This window comes from Bradyrhizobium sp. CCBAU 45321, from assembly GCF_028128975.1.
GTDB classification, from domain to species: Bacteria; Pseudomonadota; Alphaproteobacteria; order Rhizobiales; family Xanthobacteraceae; genus Bradyrhizobium; species Bradyrhizobium yuanmingense.
This window is the reverse complement of the sequence record NZ_LFKZ01000017.1, coordinates 341,310-359,507: the sequence shown is the minus strand read 5'-3', so window position 1 is coordinate 359,507 and position 18,198 is coordinate 341,310. Positions and strand designations below refer to the sequence as shown.

The 18,198-nt window shown below is 64.9% G+C and carries 18 protein-coding genes; 8 read left to right on the top strand and 10 right to left on the bottom strand.

The genetic code is table 11. The annotated features are described in order from the left end of the window. The first annotated feature begins 56 nt into the window (after positions 1–56). The 5 genes from ACM43_RS07695 (at position 57) to ACM43_RS07675 (ending at position 5,768) form a co-directional block, all read left to right on the top strand. A complete protein-coding gene (locus tag ACM43_RS07695) occupies positions 57–2,201 on the top strand; it encodes a GumC family protein (RefSeq protein ID WP_271539427.1) in 2,145 nt (714 codons plus the stop codon). Positions 2,202–2,203: 2 nt separating this feature from the next. Next, on the top strand, positions 2,204–3,367 hold the full coding sequence (locus ACM43_RS07690) for a glycoside hydrolase family 5 protein (protein ID WP_271539425.1): 1,164 nt from the start codon (positions 2,204–2,206) through the stop codon (positions 3,365–3,367). 56 nt (positions 3,368–3,423) lie between these two features. Beyond that, complete coding sequence (locus ACM43_RS07685) at positions 3,424–4,983, top strand: hypothetical protein (protein WP_271539423.1); 1,560 nt, start codon at positions 3,424–3,426, stop codon at positions 4,981–4,983. A gap of 97 nt (positions 4,984–5,080) precedes the next feature. After that, complete coding sequence (locus ACM43_RS07680; RefSeq protein WP_271539421.1) at positions 5,081–5,299, top strand: hypothetical protein; 219 nt, start codon at positions 5,081–5,083, stop codon at positions 5,297–5,299. A gap of 10 nt (positions 5,300–5,309) precedes the next feature. Next, positions 5,310–5,768: a hypothetical protein gene (locus ACM43_RS07675; protein WP_271539419.1), complete on the top strand. Its 459-nt coding sequence runs from the start codon at positions 5,310–5,312 to the stop codon at positions 5,766–5,768. Between the two features lie 80 nt (positions 5,769–5,848). Here the strand turns inward: ACM43_RS07675 and ACM43_RS07670 are convergent, their stop codons facing one another. The 5 genes from ACM43_RS07670 to ACM43_RS07650 form a co-directional block, all read right to left on the bottom strand. Further along, entirely contained in the window at positions 5,849–6,277 is a 429-nt protein-coding gene (locus tag ACM43_RS07670; protein ID WP_271539417.1) for a hypothetical protein, read from the bottom strand. 20 nt (positions 6,278–6,297) lie between these two features. Continuing rightward, positions 6,298–6,651: a hypothetical protein gene (locus tag ACM43_RS07665; RefSeq protein ID WP_271539415.1), complete on the bottom strand. Its 354-nt coding sequence runs from the start codon at positions 6,649–6,651 to the stop codon at positions 6,298–6,300. Between the two features lie 58 nt (positions 6,652–6,709). Next, positions 6,710–7,210 carry a hypothetical protein gene (locus tag ACM43_RS07660; protein WP_057027814.1) on the bottom strand — a complete coding sequence of 167 codons (501 nt, stop codon included), beginning with the start codon at positions 7,208–7,210 and terminating at the stop codon, positions 6,710–6,712. Between the two features lie 206 nt (positions 7,211–7,416). Further along, complete coding sequence (locus ACM43_RS07655; protein ID WP_271539412.1) at positions 7,417–7,809, bottom strand: hypothetical protein; 393 nt, start codon at positions 7,807–7,809, stop codon at positions 7,417–7,419. A 72-nt stretch (positions 7,810–7,881) separates the two neighbouring features. Then, positions 7,882–8,226 carry a DUF1236 domain-containing protein gene (locus tag ACM43_RS07650; RefSeq protein ID WP_036026829.1) on the bottom strand — a complete coding sequence of 115 codons (345 nt, stop codon included), beginning with the start codon at positions 8,224–8,226 and terminating at the stop codon, positions 7,882–7,884. Between the two features lie 491 nt (positions 8,227–8,717). On the opposite strand from ACM43_RS07650, the gene ACM43_RS07645 reads away from it, so the two are divergent. Continuing rightward, positions 8,718–10,037 carry an aminotransferase class V-fold PLP-dependent enzyme gene (locus ACM43_RS07645; protein ID WP_271539410.1) on the top strand — a complete coding sequence of 440 codons (1,320 nt, stop codon included), beginning with the start codon at positions 8,718–8,720 and terminating at the stop codon, positions 10,035–10,037. Between the two features lie 199 nt (positions 10,038–10,236). Here the strand turns inward: ACM43_RS07645 and ACM43_RS07640 are convergent, their stop codons facing one another. From ACM43_RS07640 to ACM43_RS07625, 4 genes are all read right to left on the bottom strand, one after another. Next, positions 10,237–11,259, bottom strand: coding sequence for an LLM class flavin-dependent oxidoreductase (locus tag ACM43_RS07640; RefSeq protein ID WP_271539408.1), 1,023 nt, complete (start codon positions 11,257–11,259; stop codon positions 10,237–10,239). 54 nt (positions 11,260–11,313) lie between these two features. Beyond that, complete coding sequence (locus ACM43_RS07635; protein WP_271539406.1) at positions 11,314–11,778, bottom strand: hypothetical protein; 465 nt, start codon at positions 11,776–11,778, stop codon at positions 11,314–11,316. A 239-nt stretch (positions 11,779–12,017) separates the two neighbouring features. Next, positions 12,018–12,881: a L,D-transpeptidase gene (locus ACM43_RS07630; protein ID WP_271539405.1), complete on the bottom strand. Its 864-nt coding sequence runs from the start codon at positions 12,879–12,881 to the stop codon at positions 12,018–12,020. 119 nt (positions 12,882–13,000) lie between these two features. Beyond that, positions 13,001–15,088, bottom strand: a complete 2,088-nt coding sequence (locus ACM43_RS07625; protein WP_271539402.1) for a LuxR C-terminal-related transcriptional regulator — start codon at positions 15,086–15,088, stop codon at positions 13,001–13,003. Positions 15,089–15,544: 456 nt separating this feature from the next. Between ACM43_RS07625 and ACM43_RS07620 the strand changes: the two genes are divergently transcribed. Then, on the top strand, positions 15,545–15,838 hold the full coding sequence (locus ACM43_RS07620; RefSeq protein WP_271539399.1) for a DUF718 domain-containing protein: 294 nt from the start codon (positions 15,545–15,547) through the stop codon (positions 15,836–15,838). A 171-nt stretch (positions 15,839–16,009) separates the two neighbouring features. Here the strand turns inward: ACM43_RS07620 and ACM43_RS07615 are convergent, their stop codons facing one another. Further along, on the bottom strand, positions 16,010–16,885 hold the full coding sequence (locus ACM43_RS07615; protein ID WP_157283330.1) for an AraC family transcriptional regulator: 876 nt from the start codon (positions 16,883–16,885) through the stop codon (positions 16,010–16,012). Between the two features lie 164 nt (positions 16,886–17,049). Between ACM43_RS07615 and ACM43_RS07610 the strand changes: the two genes are divergently transcribed. Beyond that, positions 17,050–18,198: an aldo/keto reductase gene (locus ACM43_RS07610; protein ID WP_271539396.1), complete on the top strand. Its 1,149-nt coding sequence runs from the start codon at positions 17,050–17,052 to the stop codon at positions 18,196–18,198.

Here is an 18,198-nt window from a genome sequence, read left to right as displayed (position 1 = left end):
TTTACGGTGTAGCAAGCCTCTGAGCTATGACTGTCAGTTGATTTCGAGTCCAACCCATGGCGTTCGGTAGCCGCGCATCTCCGCGAAGCATCGCCCCGACGGAGCAAGCGGCTTCGTGGGAAGCGCCGCGCGCTGCGAAGGCGAAGCCTGACGCCGCCGCGCCGGGACTGACCAAGGGATCGCTGACCGTCTCCGGTACGCTGTCCTTTCTGCGCGAGAACGGCCGGCGCATCCTGACGCTGGCGCTGGCGCTGTTCGCCCTCGGCGTCGTCGCCCTGATGGTGCTTCCGGTCCGCTATGCCGCGACGGCCCTGGTCGTGCTCGATCCGCGCGAGCTGCGCGTGACCTCGGAGCAGGACGTGCTGCCCGGCATCGGCCAGGATGCCGCGGCGCTGCAGAGCCAGATCGAGATCGCCAAATCCGACGGCTTCCTCCGCCCCCTGATCGAGCAGCTCAAGATCGCGGACGACGAGGACATCGCGGGCGGTTATACCGACATGACGCGCCTGCTCGAACGATTCCGCAACCGCCTCGAGATCACCCGGCGCGGGCTGACCTACGTCATCGCGATTTCCTTCACCTCCAACCGGCCGGATCGCGCCGCCTACTACGCCAATGCCATCGCCGAGGCCTTCGTTGTCAGCCAGGGCCGCGTCCGCACCGAGGCGACGGACGAGGCGGCCGGCTGGCTCCAGGACCGGCTGAAGACGCTGAGCGAGCGCCTGCGCGCGTCGGAAGACGCCGTCGCCGCTTTCCGGCTCGAGCACAACATCGTCAATGCCGGCAAGGAATCCACCACGCAGCAATTGCGGGTGACCGACCTGACCCAGCAGGTCTCCGCCGCCCGCGCCCGCACCGAGGAGGCCAAGGCGCGCTACGAGCAGGTGCAGCGCGACGTCAAGGCCAATGTCGAAGGGCCGGTGAAGCAGGATCTCCTCAGCATGCTGCGTGCACAGCGCTCGGCCCTGAACGACCAGATCGCGCAGAAGAAGGCGGTCTATGGCGACCGCCATCCGGACCTTGCGATCTCCTACAGCCAGTTGGCGGACATCAACCGGCAGATCGAGATCGAGCGGAAGAAGAACATCGACACCGCCAAGTCCGAATATGAGGCCCAGCTCGAGCAGCAGAACGCGCTGGAAAAGCAGCTCAAGGCGGTCGAGACCAAGATGCTGCGCGACGGCCAGGCGCTGGTGAAGCTGCAGGAGCTGCAGCGCGACGCCGATGCCAACCGCAACATCTACGAGCAGTTCCTGTCGCGGTTCAAGACCACCAATGAGCAGCGTCAGCTGCAGGCGTCCCAGACCAAGATCGCCTCAATTGCCATTCCGCCGTTGCGCTCGACGCGTCCGCCGCTCGCCTTGCTGCTTGCGGCGCTGGCGATCGGCTCGCTGCTGACGTCGACCGCTGCCGTCGCGGTGACGGCGAGCCTGTCCGCCGACAAGCCCGAATCCGTTGAGGCGCCTGTCTCACGCGAAGCGGAGGAGGCGCCCAACCGGCAAGTTTCCCCGCCTGTCGCCGCCGCGCGCCCAGCCGAGGCTATGCCCCGCCTTCCTGTCTGGGCCCGCATCCCCGAGCTGGCGCCAGGAGGCGGGTTCAACACGGTCTGGCAAAGACCGGTCAGCGCGTCGGCCGAGCTCGATCTCGGCCCCCACTTACGGCCGCTGCTCGAACGCATCGAACGCGTGCCGGTGCGCGGCTGCAAGGTCGCGCTGGTCTTGTCGGTCGGCAAGAGCGCCGGCGGCAACACGGTAGCGCGCGCCCTCAATCGTGCCGCCGTCAACCGCGGCATGATGAGCGTGCTGATCCGGCTCCAGCCGGAATTTGCAGGCACTCAGCCGCCGGTGACCGAATGGCAGGACGGCTCGACCACGGCGGGACTTCAGTCGATCGACGAGCTGCTCAGTGCCGGGCGGAAGCTCGATGCGCGGCCCGAGGACGATATCCGCTCGGAGTTCGACCTGATCGTGGTCCACGCCGGCAATCTCGCCTTGCAGCCGGACGCCATTGCGCTGGCCGCGCATGCCGACCTGATCGTTCTGGTGGCGCGCGCCGGCGAGCTTGGTTCGTCGGCGATGCGCAGAGTGACCGCGGCGCTGGCGAGATACGCGGCGGTGCCGACCGGCCTCGTCGTCAATCACGTGCCCGCTGATTCAATGGTGGCTCAGCCCGACGGTGGCGCTTTGGGCCTTGCGGTGTGACGATGACAGCCTTGCGCTGCCGTCTGCTGGCTGCGGCGATGCTGTTGTCGGTCGCGGTCGGCCGTCCGGTATTCGCGGAGGATTGCGTGCCCCTGCCGTCGACGGTTTCGCCCGAGCGGCTTGCCGCGCTCTCGCGCGGCTTCAACGCCGACGGCTGGATCAACGGTGCGCCGCCGAGCCGCGCGCTGCTGCAGCAGCTGCGCAAGGCGGGTATGAGCCACGTTCGCCTGCCGGTGCCGGCGGAGCGCGTGATGCCGCGCTTTGCCGCAAAGGACGAGCGCGAGGCGACGCTGCGCGTGCTCGACGGCGCGTTGAAGCAGCTGACCTCGCTCGGCTATTCCAGCTCCGTCGACCTTCATCCGGGCGAGCGCTTCAATCGCCTGCACAAGGATGATCCGGATGCGGCGATGGGCGAGATGCAGGAGGCCTGGCGCGCGCTTGCAGGGATCATTCGATCCTATCCTGCCGATCTAGTCTTCGCCGAGCTGCTCAACGAGCCCGATATCGAAGCGGCTAGATGGCAAAAGGAGGTCGAGGCGCTCGCCGCCTTTGTTCGCCGGTTGCTGCCCTCAACCACGCTCATCGTCGGCCCGGTCAACTGGCAGCGCGCGGACTCGCTGCCGCGGTTTCGTCCGCTGGCGGACCCTGACGTCGTCTACGCCATCCATTTCTACGACCCGATGGTGTTCACCCATCAGGGCCACTGGGACGCGCGCGATCCGCTGCACGACATCATGGATCTGCCTTATCCGATCAATGCCGGCGATCCCAAGGTTCAGGCGCTTCGGCAGGATTTGCAGGACAGGGACGCGGTCACGGCGCTCGCCATGCTCGATACCGCGATTGCCGCTGCCAAGGACAAGCCGGGAGCCGATCGCTGGCTCGCGCCCGCGCTCGCATGGCAGCGGCAATTTTCGCGGCCGATCATCGTCAATGAGTTCGGCGTGTTGAAAGCCGGCGCCCCCCGGCAGAGCCGGTTGCGCTGGCTGGCGGAGGTCACTGCCTATGCCCGCGCGCATTGCTGGGGCTGGGCGCATTGGGAACTGGCGCAAGGCTTTGGCCTCGTCGACTCCGCAACCGGCAAGCCCGATCCCGACGTGCTACGGGCGCTGCTCGGCACGCCCGGCCGGCCTGAACGGGCTCCCGCCGCGCGTCGCGATCGTTAACGGATCCTTACCCCTCGCGCGGCTATCTTGTCCGGCGCGATGGCAAAGGACGATTGATGAGCGCCGGGTACTCACCGCAAGGCCAGAGCGTGCAGGCCGCGCCGTCGCCTCCGGCCTGGCGCGAACTGGCCGCGACCTTCTGCATCGCCATCGCGGCGATCGGTTCTGCGCCGGTTCTGCACCTCGCCAATCCGGCGCTGGCCATCACCATCGAGGTCCTGATCGGCATCGCCATCGTCGTTGCGGTCCCGACCTCTGCGCCGGCGGTCGCGATCTTCGTCCTGTTCTTCCAGAACCTGTTCGTCTCCATCCTGTCGCCGCTGGTCCCGCTACCCTCCGATCTCGACTTCATCAAGGGCTACAATTTCCTGCTCTGCTCCGTGATGTGGCTGGCGACGTTTGCGCTCTACGTGCTGGGCCAGAGGAATCAGTCGAGGGAAATCAATCAGATCATGCGCTGGGGCGTCGTCACCCTAGCCGTGGTCTCGCTCTATTTCGCCATCGGCTTCGTCCAGGACGGGCAGCCGGCGGCGGTCTATTTGCGCAACATCGTTCTGCCGCTGTTTCTGTTTCAGCTGTCGTTCCTGACCGCGGCAACCTTTGAGGTGCGCATCACGCCGTTCCTGGTTGCGCTAGCGGTCATCCTCATGCTGTGCGGCTATGTCGAGCTCGTCTTGCGCGATGTCTGGCTGGCCGTCACCAACGGCCATACGTTCTGGGGCTTCGACGAGCTCAAGGCGACCCATTCCGGCGTCTGGGAAACCCAGATGCGGCAGACCGGCAACGTGCCCGTCACACTCAAGGATCGTTTCAGCTTCGACTTCCTGAACACGCCCTTGCTTGAAGGCTTCGGCCTGTCGAAGATGCTGCGCATTCACGGCCCGAACATGCACCCGATCAGCTTCGCCTACGGGATCGGCTTTCTCGCCCTGTTCCTGTTCTCGGTCGGACGCCCGCTGCTCGCCCTGGCAGCCCTGCCGCTGCTGGTCTTCTGCAGCGTGAAGGGGGCGCTCATCACCGTCATCTTCGTGGCTGCGGGCTGGATCGGGACTCGCCTCATCGGCGCCGTCGCGACATTGCTGCTGGGGTTCGCCGGGATGATCGCCTTTGCGATCCTGGCGATCCGCATCGGCCTGCAGATCGGCGACTATCACGTCATCGGCCTGATGGGAGGCCTCGACGGGTTCGTGCAGAGACCTTACGGCCGGGGCCTCGGCATCGGCGGCAATTTGTCGGACAGCTATTTTTCGATCGATTGGAGCGCTGCGCAGGCGGCCGGCACGATCGACGGCGCGGTCGAAAGCGCGATCGGCGTCCTCTTGTACCAGATGGGCATCGCGGCCTTCGTGCCGCTGGCCTTCTATTTCGCGATGGCGCTCAAGGCCTGGCGCCTGTACGCGTCGTCGGGATATCTGACGCAGGGCCTCGCCGGCTTCGGAATCCTGGTCGTTCTGCTCAACGGATTATTTCAGGAAGAGGCTCTGTTCGCGCCGCTCGCGCTGGGCCTGATGCTCTCGCTCGCCGGTCTCGTCATCGGCAGCCACGCGAGGGTGCAGAGCGTTGCCAACGAGGATGCCGAGCCCGCTGGGCTCACCCGCTACCAGCCGGCTGCGTGAGCTGCCGGCCTGCCGACGGTCCCAGTACGTGTCCATCCAGGAACTTCCGTTTTTTCCCGGCGTTGAACACGATCCGCACAAGCGGCCGACGGATGCGATGAAGAATTTTTCCAACGCCGAATTTTCTCCCGAGGTGATCGAGATCATGACGACCGCGCTGGAAGCTGCCGTTGCGACCCTGCCGGATCCCGTGCATTCCTCGCACGTCAACGCGCTCGCCGAATCCATCCTGCGCACCGCCGGCGCCGGCGAGCGGAACGTCTCCAACCTGCAAAGAATCGCCCTGATGGAGCTGCAACTGGCGCCGCGCAAATGACGAGGCGGACATGAAGGCACTGCTTGCCGCAATCATGGCGCTCTGTGCGACATGCTCGGTTGCCTCGGCAAACGGCTGGAGGATCTACCGCATCCCGGAATCCGGAACGTCGGTCGACATTCCCGCCTCGATTTTCACCGAGCCGGCCGGCAAGCCCGACGGATATGGGCAGCGGTTTCGCAGCTCCGACGGCAGTGCGGATCTCACCGTTCAGGCCGCCGAGAACCGGCAGGGCCTGTCGCCGGCCGAATTCCTTGCCAGCAAGAATCCGCCGACGGGGATCATCTACAGGCGGATCACCTCGAGCTTCTTCGTGGTCTCGAGCATCAAGCGCGACAAGATCTGGTACAACAGGTGTAATTTCGCGCGGGGCTATGTGCACTGCGTGTTGATCAACTATCCCGCCGCCCAGAAGCGGCGATGGGACGCCGTCGTGACCCGGATCAGCCGCAGCCTGCATGGTGGCTGAGCCAGCTCCCAAGACGGAAAAGCCGCAAACGAAAGCTGCCCGAGCAAGCCGGGCAGCAGGTGGTTGAGAGCCGCGCGATTCTAGCGCGCCGTCGTCGTCGTCCTCGACATGGTCGGCTTCGAGCCCGGCACATGCGACATCGTCTTGGTGGTCGAGCCGACTTGCTCGCCGGCCTTGACCTTGGTGCGGGTGTGCGAGCGGCTGAACGTGCCGCCATCATGGGCTTGCGCGCGAGCGTTGGAGTTCATCACCGGACCGTTGCCCTTGTTCATGCTGACGCCGGTCTTGGTCTTGCCGTCGACGGCAGCCGCGCTTCCGCCGGCCGCGATCGAGGAGCCGGTGCGGCCCGTCGCCGAGGTGGACGTGCCGCCGGTGCCGACGGTGGAGGCGGAGGTGCCGCCTGCTGCGGCCGAGCCGCCGCTGCCGCCGGTGATGCTGGTCTGCGCCAACACGGGTGAAGCGGCGGCAAGCAGAAGCGCGACCGCCGAGGTCGTAACGAGCGTTCTCATGGTTCAATCCTTTCTATGCATCAAGGCGACGAGGTCGAGATCGTGCAGCCGTTGACGGTGATGGTGCTGGCGCTGGTGGAGCCGGGCCCGCCCGCCGTCGACGAGGAGCTCGAGACGTGGCCGCCGCCCGCTTGCACATTGACCGACGATCCGCCCGCCGAGCTCGAGCTCGACAGCGAGCCGCTCGATGCGGTCGAGCCCGTCGTGCCCGAACCCGATGCGCCCGCGGCCGTGATGCTGCCGTCCGCATGCTTCACCACCGTCACCTTGCACGTCTCGCCCGACGCCGTTTTACCGGTCTTTTCGATGGTTTCTGCCGATGCGGCGCTGCCCATCAAGGCCAGCACCGTGATCGCAACGATTGACTTGTTCATTGCGTCTCCTCCTCAACATGGACAAGGGGAGCGGCACCGTGCCGCTCCCCGGATTGGACTAGTTCTTGTCCTTCTTCCACTCGTCCTTGTTGTGGCCCTTGCCCTTTTCGAGGCCCATGTCGCTGGCGTGGCTACCGGACTTGCCGTCGCCCATGCCGGGCGATTTCGACGAACCGGACTGGCCAACGGTCGAGCCGCCCGCAGCCGAGCCGCCGGTGCCGACGCTGGACGAGCTCTTGCCATCGCCCGCCGATGAACCACCGGTGCCGAGCGTCGAGGCCGAGCCGCTGCCCGAGCCACTGCCCGCCGCCGATCCGCCGGTGCCGACGGTCGAAGAGCTGGTGCCGCCGCCCGCCGACGAGCCGCCGGTGCCGAGCGTCGAAGCAGAGCCTGACCCGCTGCCGCCAGCCGAAGAGCCACCGGTGCCCACCGTCGAAGAGCTGGTGCCGCCGCCGGCCGATGAACCGCCGGTGCCGACCGTCGAGCTCGATTGCGCAACGGCGAGCGCCGTGCCGGCCAGCAGCGCGGCCGCAGCCGCAGAGAGCTTCAGGATCCTCATGTGCATTTCCTCCAGGTTTCCAAAAATCAAATCGCCAATCAGGCACGGGATAAACTGGCAATCGCGCAAACGTTCCTTCGTGTCGGACGCGTTGATGTGTTGATGCGGTCGGAACCAGTCCGCGATGCGAAAGCGCGTCGCCGTTCATTCATTCGGCGTTCATCTGTGCTTCGGCCATGGAGTCGCGTTCGCTACGTTGCCGACTCTCAGAAGGCTCCGGCCGTCACCTGACGTGTGGAGAGGCGAGAGGAGGCCGCGCGGCCATTCCGATTCGAATGCAGGCCGGCTGCGCGCGCCGTGTCGCGCCGAGATGCCGCGACGTCCGGCTTTCGCGTTTCAAGCATCGTCAATGCGCCGCTCGTACCGCGATCAGGCGCGTCGGCGGCGAGCAGGGGCGTGGAGACGGTGGCGGCGATCCGAGTGGATGTGTCGAAGATGATTTTTTCAGGCAGCGCCCGTGCGGAGTGGATGCGAATGGTGGCCCGAGCGGCCTCCGGGCCGGCAGCACGCTCCGCGGGCTGCGGCAGAGAGTGATCCAGCAACAAGAGCAGCGCCTCCGCGAAAATGCTTGCAAATGCGAGGTATCGAACGATCGGCATCAGGCGCTACCGCAAACGAGCTGTCGAAAGAATGCACGGGCGGGTCGCCGCGACGACCCGCCGTGCGGCGGTTTAGTCGATCTCCTGGACGACCATGCGGCTGCCGGGATCGACCAACATCACGCGGTTGCCGGAATAGACGTAGCGGTACTTGGTGAGCGAGGGACCCCAGTCACTCGGGACGGCCGCGAGCTCGACGTCGCTCGGCACGGGCGAACCGACGACGATCTTTTCGCGCGTTTCGACCGGGCGGATCTTGCGCTCGGTGACGTAGGACCGGATCTTGGTGCGGTATTCCGGTTCGATCTGCACGGCGGCGCCGTGCCCGGCCCCGGTCGTCGTGGTGACGGTGGTTTGTGCCATCGCGCCCGTCGACACGAGCAGAGCGGCGGCCGAAATCAACATGAGCTTCTTCATTGCGTTCTCCCTCGCCGCTGCATGCGGCGCTGCAATGAACTCGCCATCAGCTGCGCCGTTCCGGAGAAACCCGGAACGTTTGCCGTTTTTTCCCGTTCTCTCCCCGGGAGGACTCAACTGGAGGAGAGGAAAATGCCTGTGTTGATTCTTTGGGCGGTGCCCGCGCTCATCGTCCTGGGCGGCGGCATCTATCTCATCGGCTACCTGCACTGAATGTGAAGGTTCCGGTTTCCGGACGAAGCAAGAAACCGGACCCCACATCCGCTCGCGCGCGTCGAGGCCGCTGCTCCGGCCGCGCCGTCGCCGTCGGCTTCCGATCATCGCATTGTCACGCTCCGGTCATCTCCGCTGCATCGTCCGTTGCTCTTGTCCCGCGCGCCAGAGCCTGCTTTGTCCGGTGACGTCGGAACGGAGCTCTGGATCGTCGTTTGGCACTTTCGCGATGCGATTCCGACGCCGCTTCGCTCGAAAACGCTCTGGGGAGAGCTGACATGCAACGAATCAGGACGATTTCAGCGGACCGCCGCGCGATGCTTAAGGGCCTCGCGATAGCGGCCGTGGCGCCGCTTGCGGGGCCGGCCTTTGCCGCCGAGGGACTTCCGCCGCAGCCGACCGGCTCAGTGGCCGCCATCGCCACGGACAAGTCCTATTGGGCGGCCGTGAAGGGGCTCTATGCCGTGACGCCCGACATCGTCAATTTCGAGAACGGCTATTGGGGCATCATGGCCGAGCCCGTGCGGCGCGAGTTCATCCGCCAGTCCGACATGGTCAATTATCAGAACACCTATTACGCGCGGCTGCGTGCGGGTGCGGATTTCGAGGCGGTGCGCACCAAGGTGGCGGAGGCGGTCGGCGCGCTTCCTGCTGAGATCGCGCTCACCCGCGGCGCCACCGAAGCGCTCCAGCTCCTCATCAGCGGCTACAACAGGCTGAAGCCGGGCGACAGCGTGCTCTATGCCGATCTCGACTATGATTCGATGCAATATGCGATGAACGCGCTGAAGGCGCGCCGCGGCGTCGACGTGGTCAAGTTCGACGTGCCAGAGCCCGCCACCCGTCAGGCTGTGCTCGACGCCTATGCCCGCGCCATCGAGGCGAACCCGAAGACGAGGCTTCTGCTCCTGACCCATGTGAGCCACCGCACCGGCTTCGTCATGCCGGTCGCCGAGATCGCCCGCATGGCCAAGGCCAAGGGCATCGACACCATCGTCGATGCCGCCCATTCCTGGGGGCAGCTCGACTTCCGGGTGAGCGAGCTCGAGGCTGATTTCGTCGGCTTCAATCTGCACAAATGGATCGGCGCGCCGCTCGGCGTCGGCTTCCTCTACATCAGGAAGGATCGCCTTTCGGCCATCGACCGCAACATGTGCGACGAAGATTTTCCGGAAAGCGACATCCGCTCGCGGGTGCATACCGGCACGGTCAATTTCGCCACGATGCTGACGGTGCCGACGGCGCTGGCGCTGCATCAGCAGATCGGCGGCGAGGCCAAGCAAGCGCGCCTGCGCCATCTGCGCGACTATTGGGTGAGCCGCGTCCGCGGCTTCAAGGACATCGAGATCCTGACGCCGGATGAAGCCGGCTCATATGGCGCGATCACGTCCTTCCGCCTTGCCGGCAAGACCGGCAAGGCCGACAACGAGGCCATCGTTGCGAAGCTTCGGGACAGCTACCGGATCATGACGGTGCGCCGCGCCGGCGTCGCCAAAGGCCAGTGCATCCGTGTGACGCCGGCGCTCTTCACCGACGAGGCCGATCTCGACCGCCTCGTCGAGGCGCTGGCCGTCATCACGGGGACGAAGACGGGGTGAGGCTGGGTAGGGTCCGGGCTATCGCATGTGAGGTTGCTTGAGGCACGATAGTCCCCACATCGTCATGGCCGGGCTTGTCCCGGCCATCCACGCCTCGCCGCGCGGCACCGAGAAACGTGGATGCCCGGGACAAGCCCGGGCATGACGACCGTTTGGGAGGGTCCAAATGTGATTCCTCTGGGACATATTGCCGTTCGTGTCACCGCCACCCCAGTGCCGGCGCGACATGCATCAGGATCGCTTCGATGGCATGCGCGCAATAGTCCACCCCGAGCTGGTTCGGGATCGTCAGCAGCAGCGTATCGGCTTCGGTGATCGCCTCGTCCTGGCGCAGCTGCTCGATCAGCACGTCGGGCTCGGCCGCATAACTCCGGCCGAAGATCGCGCGGGTGCGCGGGTCGATGAAGCCGATCTGGTCTTCGCTGCCGCGCTCGCCGCCGAAATAGGCGCGGTCGCGCTCGTCCATCAGCGCGAAGATGCTGCGGCTGACGGAGACGCGGGGCTCGCGGCTGTGGCCGGCTTCCTTCCACGCCGTGCGATAGGCGCGGATCTGCGCCGCCTGCTGCAGGTGAAAGGCCTCGCCGGTCTCGTCGTTCTTCAGCGTCGAGCTCTGCAGGTTCATGCCGAGCTTCGCCGCCCACACCGCGGTGGCGTTCGAGCCGGCGCCCCACCAGATCCGCTCGCGCAGGCCCGGCGCATGCGGCTCCAGGCGTAAGAGCCCCGGCGGGTTGGGAAACATCGGCTGCGGATTGGGCTCGGCGAATCCTTCGCCGCGCAGCAGGTCGAGGAAGACCTCCGCATGGCGCCGCCCCATGTCGGCATCGCTCTGGCCCTCGGCCGGCCGATAGCCGAAATAGCGCCAACCGTCGATCACCTGCTCAGGCGAGCCGCGGCTGATGCCGAGCTGCAGCCGTCCGCCGGCGATGAGATCGGCGCTGCCGGCGTCCTCCACCATGTAGAGCGGGTTCTCGTAGCGCATGTCGATCACGGCCGTGCCGATCTCGATTCGGCTGGTCCTGGCGCCGACGGCCGCGAGCAGCGGAAACGGCGAGGCCAGCTGTCGCGCGAAGTGGTGGACGCGGAAATAGGCGCCGTCGGCCCCTAACTGTTCGGCCGCGACCGCCAGCTCGATCGATTGCAGCAGCGTATCCGCCGCCGAGCGCGTCCGCGATTGCGGCGAGGGCGTCCAGTGCCCGAAGGAGAGGAATCCGATCTTTTTCATGCGGGCAACATATGGCCGATCGGAAGAGTTTGCGAGACGTTCCTGGAGGCGACCTCAGATTTCGCAGCCGGTCAGGTTCAAGGCCTTGAGCAGCCCGCCGAACGCCTTGAGCCGACAGTGCTCGGTCTTGCTGGCGGTCTTTGTGCGCTGAACAGTGGCGGCTCGTTTGACGCCAAATGCCTTTGGCTTCGGCTTGGGAGGTTCAGCGGTCGCGATCCGTTTCGGTTTGCTTCGCGGACGGACGACCGGCGCCGGCGCGAATGAACGGACATGCACGTCCTGCGGAGCAACCGGGTTATCCACCGAAGCGGTCTGTGTCGGCATCGCGCGGCTCTCAGCGGCAACCTCGAGGCGATCGGCCTTCGCCAGCGCATCGTGCGAAGCGGGGATGCTTGCGTTCTGCTCGGCAGGCGGCTGGACCGTGGCGGCGATGCGACGCGGTGGAGAGCTAAGCTCCATGGCCGATAGCATTCCCACACTCAACAGGATGAGGAGGCCCAACAACGCCATTCTCAGCATAACGCGCCTCTGACCCAGGTTAGCGCCGCTAAAAATTCTGCGCGTCAATGAGGCAACTTTGCCGGCGGCCACCGCCCAACGGCAATCATTTGTCGACAGGGTTAATTCGATGCCGCATTTTGCCAACGCAGACCGGCTTTGGTCGCGCAAGATGGTCTGTTCGGCCGTGGCTACCGACGTGTAGTGACGACTTGAATTGCCTCTTTGTCCTCGGGGCAGAGCCAGGAGGAAGGACCGAACTACTGCACCTCGGCGATCTTCGGTCCGGCTGACGGCAGCTGTGCGCTGGTCGCCGACGGCCGGTTCGACGGCGAGGCCGGGTCCGGCGATCGGGATGCGGCGTCGGGCGGCGCACCCTGAGACGGTCGACGGGCCGCATTTGTCGGAAGCACGATCACCTTCGCGCCGACCTTCACCCGCTCGTAGAGATCGACGACGTCCTCATTGGTCAGGCGGATACAGCCCGACGACACCCGCTTGCCGATCGTCTCGGGCTTGTTGGTGCCGTGAATACGATATTCGGTCTCGCCGAGATACATTGCGCGGGCGCCGAGCGGATTGCCGGGGCCGCCTGCCATGAACCGCGGCAGATAGGGCTGACGCGAGACCATCTCCGCAGGCGGGCGCCAGTCTGGCCATTCTGCCTTGCGCGCCACGGTCTGCTCACCGGACCACGCAAAACCTTCGCGGCCCACACCGATGCCGTAGCGCATCGCCTGCGTGTCGTTCAGGACGAGATAAAGGAACGTGTTGTTGGTATCGATGATCACGGTGCCCGGCGTCTGGCGGCTGGCATAGTCGACCACCTGCCTTACCAAGGCTCCGGGAGCATCAGTGTCGGCCTTGGGCGGCTCGATCAGCGGCGCCGGAGCCGGGATCGCGGCCGGCGCGGGCGCTGCTGCATGAATCGGCGGCGCCACGTAGACCGGACTTGACGATGCCTTGACCTGGGGCGCGGACGGCTTCCGCGCCGGCTGCACGTTTCCCGCGGGGGCCAGCAGGCCGTACCCCAATGCTGCCACGGCCACGGCGCCGATTCCAACTCTTGCGGCCATCGGCAATGCGATCGCCTCGACCTTCCGGCGTTTGGCCCGCTTGCTCATGTCTTCTCCCAGGTCGCCACGCCTAGGAGAGGTACCCCGCAAGATTTAAGAAAGCTCGAAGCGATTGCGCTGGGACTGGAACCGCTAGCGATGGTTAACGCCGTACGGAGACGCGTGCGCTACACGAAAAGATCCTGCGTCGGATGGTGGTCAACGCCTCTTGCGTGGTCCACTGCGCTTTGCTCCGCGTGCGAATGGCTAATTGGGTCCGAAGTTAGGATCGACGCCAGTTCAGCATGTCCGGCGTGGTGAAGACCACGTCCAGCCGTATCGGCGCCGGAGCCAAGTTCGAGATGATCTGAATGTCTTGGCGCTGGCAGGTCATTCTTGAAATGAAATGCATCTTCGGCCTTGGGCGCGGCAGCCGCTTTTTCTGGACCTGAGTCATGCTGTGCTTGGCCGTTGCCGCCGGCCTTCTGGGTCGAGTCGCCTGGATGTGCCTGATGCAAGTCACGCTGCGCGTGGCCGGAACTGGCATGGCTTGCCGGGACATCATCCTCGGCATGGTGCTTGGCAGCTGCAGAACCGTCATCCGAAACGCGATGCAGTTGTCCTGAATTGGTGTCGTGTCCGGTTGAATCCGGCTTGGCCTGATGCTTGCCGGCTGCTGCGCCCTTCTCTGAAGCGTGCAGGTCGCCCTGCGATTGCTCATGACTTGGATCGTGGCCGGGTGGCTCGTGCTCGGCGTGCTTGTTGCCGGCTGCTGCATCCTTCTCCGAAGCGTGCGATTGCCCCTGGCTTGATGCGTGGTCGGGTGGCCCGTGCTCGGTCTCCGGCTTGCCGGCTGCTGCGCCGTCTTCCGAAGCGTGCAAATCGCGCTGCGCTGGTCCATGATCGCGTGCGTCGATCGCCGCTGCCTGTGTCGTGCCGCGTTCGGCATTCCTCGCGCCCGTTGCGGCCGCCTGTTCCAAGCCGCCATGATCGCTCAGAGCGTCGATGGCGCCGGATCCGATATGAGGGTTGCCGTTGTCGCCGAAGCCGTCCTCGCGCGCGGCCGCGTCGATGGTCTGAACCTCGTCGGCTCTGGCCATGGCGTCGCCTCGGGCAGCGGCGAAGGCGAATGAATCATGGTGTAGTTCGGGATCGGGCCAGGGCAGCTTGTCGAAGCCGTCGAGGTTCGCATCCGGCCTTGCAGGGTTGAGGGCGGCGAACGCGCTGGTCTCTGCGGAAGCCGACGCAAAGACGTCGCTCAGGCCGTCGGAAACCGTGAACGCCTGCGCGTGATTGCTGAAAAGTTCGTAAAGCGAGACTCCGACTGCCGTCATCATGAACGTGCCGGCGCTGCTCAAGCCCGCTCTTGAAGGGGTGAGGGGCGGCGCCGTGATCGTGCTGCCAGCAATATCGGCTCGGGATTCGATGAGCTTGGCGGCCCGCGTCGGCATGTCTGCCGGGGAGTTCTCGATACGGAAGGCTTTGGCCGTTTTGGCCGGAAGGGTCGTTTTTGCGGAGGTGATCTTGATGCTCACGATCGCGCCGGCGCCGTCTGCGGTTATGACCGTGAAATTGTCGGCATCCGCATGATCGAAGGCCGCCGCGTTCGCGGATTGAACGTCATCCAGCGCCGCCCAAATCAGAGCTGCAAGCGCGCCGACGCCGCCGTAGAGGCGGGACAGGGCGAAGCTTGCGAGCTCCGTCCGGCCCTTGATGTCGAGCCGCGCGGACATGCGATCGATCCGCGCCTGAATGGCGCCTGGGGCGACCTTGAGCTCGCGCGCAATCTCCTTGTTCGACATGCCGCTGGCGACCAGACGCATGATCCTGCGCTCCTGGTCCGTCAGCGCTGCCAGGCCATTTTCGCCAGACGCGCCATTGCCTGCCTTGCCGGCCGCCGGATGCGCGTTCGGCGCCACCAGCCTCAGGGACTGCAGCAGGTTTTCAGGCTCCTCGCGCATCGGTATAGCCGTGCAGGCACCCGCTGCGACGGCCGCAGCGAGATCGCCGCGTGCGATCGATGCGGTGTAGAAGACCAGCCGTGTGCGAAGGCTTTCGGCGTTGACGGCGGCCAGCATGGCTGAGGCCGTCAGATCGGGAAATCCATCCTCGACAAGCGCGACGTCCGGCACCAACGTCCGGACGGCTTCGAGGCAATCGGCTCCATTGATGCAGGACGCAACGATCTCGAAGTCACGTTCGGTCGCAAATAGCGTCTCAAAACCCTGCAAGACGATCGGACGGCGATCTGCGATCACGAGTCGGATACGACGCATCTGGTTTGGCTCGCCCGGCGTTCCCGTCTTGATTGGCCCAGCAAGGCGACCCGGCTTCAGCTGCGTCACCTTCTAGAGCAGCGCGGCAACGCGCGACACCCTCGTTGGTTCCACGAGGTGTGAAGCCCAGGGATGTCAGTACGGAGCAGCGGATGGGTTCGGCCCATCTTGATTCTTCCGATGCGCCCTGCTCCTGTTTTTCCCGACGGTGCAACGCTTTCGTAAGATGAGCAGAGTGCGCTGCGGTCATTCGAAAGATCGTGCTTGCTGGAGCAGCCAGTCCCGCCGCGGAGATCTATTCCGTCTCGCCGCGCTCTAAGTCGCTGATTCTGTTGCCCCGCCTATCGTGCGTGGGGTTGTTTTCGACTTTTTGTTGCGGGGGTGCAAAGATATCGGTCCGAACCCGATCTGGTACGGCGCTCGCATTTTCATCCAATCATGTTCCGGAGGCGCGTCATGCAGGTTTACAACGTCGTCAAGTTCAAGGTGAAGCCGGGCCAGGAGGGCGCCTTCCTCGATGCGCACCGAGACGGCAAGGCCAAATGGCCGGGGCTGGAGCACGGCGTCATCATCAGGACCGGCGATCAGACCTTCTGCCTCATCGGCACGTGGTCCAGCCAGGATGCGCTGGTCGCGGCACGCTCGGCGATGATCAACACCCTCGACAGTTTCAGGTCGGTGCTCGAGGACCAGGGCAGCGGACGCGGCGTGACGGACGCGGTGTCGGGCGAGGTCGTGCTCGCGCTGTAGCGCGAGCCGCGCCGCGACTTCATCACCCGCAGGGGCCCCTCGTCGTGAACCGCTGCGTCTTGACGCCGGGGCCACGGGCTCGTCGGAAAATGACGCAGGGTTGAGGCGTGTCGTCGGCTATTTGCCGACTGCCGTTGTACGCCATTGGCCGTCAGGCGTTACTTTCCGCCGTCAAAGATGGAATGAGCGTCGATATTGGGATGGACTCTGGCCGGTCATTGACCGGAAGACGCGGGCAAAATGCGCGGGACTGAGAAAACCGACGCGTAGCGCCATCTGCGCGACCGAAAGCTTGCTGCTCGCCAGCAGTTGTTTTGCCATCGCGACACGCCTCGCATGGACGAATGCCAGCGGCGTCTGCCCGGTCGCTGCCCTGAATGCGCGATGGAAATGGCCTTCCGAGAGCTGCGCAAGATCAGCGAGATCGGCAATCCGAATTGTCGCGCTTAAATGCGCGTCGATGAATTCGGTGACACGCCGTAACCGCCACGCCGGCAGCTTGATCGATGTATCCTTCACCCTTGCACCACCGTATCGGCGTGCAAGGTATACAACGAGAGCAAGGCTCATCGTGTCGCAATAGATCGCGTCGAGACCTCCCTCGAGCGCGTCAACTCGTTCGAACTCCGCGAGCATGTTCCAGACAAAGCTGTCTTCCGCGCCCGACAGGGGGCCCAGTCCTTCGATCGATGCGCCGGCGATTGCTGAAATCCTGGCGGGGTCGAGGGCGATCGCTGCCCATCGCCAACCCACATTGTGAAGCCGAAGCCGTCGTTCGCAGCCAGCCGGGAGAAATGAAACGGTCGACGGTAGATCGGGGCCGTCATAGCGATGCCCGCCATCGGCTGAAATTACATGTCGCTCGGCGCCGCCGGACAGGGTCGCCATGATGAGGTGATTTGGCGACAGGATGCGTCCTTCGACGATGGAGGTCATCGGCCGGTACGCCGTTTCGAATGCGCCGTTCGCCCATTGGGTGCGCCGCCAGCCATCCGGCCGGGAGCTCAACCGATCGATTGTCGACGCATTCTCAATGACACGGTGCATCGCGACTTCCTGCGCAGCGACGTCGCCTGAATACACATTCAAGCTTGGAACCGCAATTCCTTGCAGGCCGGAAAGGGAGCATCGTCGCGTCAGGATCCGAGTGATTTGGTCAGAATCCCGCGCGACAAAGCGAGCGGTCGATCCTTTCTATTGGCAGGCGACAAGTGCCGCAGGCGAAATCACGGAGATTTGCAATGGATAAGACACCACAGGATAGGCCGACGGCGACCGATCGCCGCCAGTTTCTCGGCGCCGCCACCGCGATGGGCGCCATCGCGGCGACAGCTGTTCACGCAACTGCAGTCGGCGTTTCGAGCGCCAGTGCGCAAGCGCCAACCGGCACTGCATCGCGTGCGCCTGCGGCGGGGCCGGTACTCACCCGAACGATCGGCCGCACCAACGAAAGTCTGCCCGCGCTCGGACTGGGAACGTTTCTGACTTTTGACCTGCTGCCGGGCAGCAATCGCGACGCGCTGCGAGAGGTCACCAGGAAATATATAGATGCCGGCGTCCGGGTGATCGATACATCGCCGCTCTACGGTACCGGCGAGGTCAGCGTCGGTGGCTTTCTCAGCGCCATGGGCGTGACGGACCAGATGTTCATCAGCAACAAGATCTGGTCGACCGGCGACTACCTGGCCGACGAAAGCCACGCCTTGGCCAGCATGGAGCAATCGAGGGTTCGGCTGTGGCGCGACAAGATCGACGTGCTCCACTGCCACAGCCTGGTCAATGTCGACGCGATCGTGCCACTGCTGCGCGTATGGAAGAGAGAGGGCAAGATTCGTTATGTCGGCGCCTCGGTCCACGAGAATGACTATCACAACATTCTCGCAGGATTGATCGACAAGGATCTGGTGGACATCATCCAGGTTAACTATTCGATCTTCAATCGTCACGCCGAGGAGCGCGTCCTTCGCGCGGCGAGCGACAAGGGCGTCGGCGTGCTCACAAACATGCCGCTGGAAAAAGGCCGCTTGCACAAGATCGTCGAGGGCCGGCCGCTGCCCGATTTTGCCCGCGATATCGGTGCGGAGAACTGGTCGCAGTTCTTCATCAAATGGGCCATGGGCCACCCGGCGGTGACGACCGTTCTTGCCGCGACGTCGAACCCGGATCACGCGGCCGAGAACGTCGGCGCACTGCGCGGTCCTCAGCCGGATCAATCCATGCGGCAGCGGATGGCACGGCGTATGGAAAGCATTCCCGGCTTCGCCAATCTCGCGTCGATGCAATGGTATCCTGACAAGCAGAGCATGTACCAGGGCGTCATCCGCCGTTCGCAGGCGGCATTGCGTCAGCGCATGAGTTGA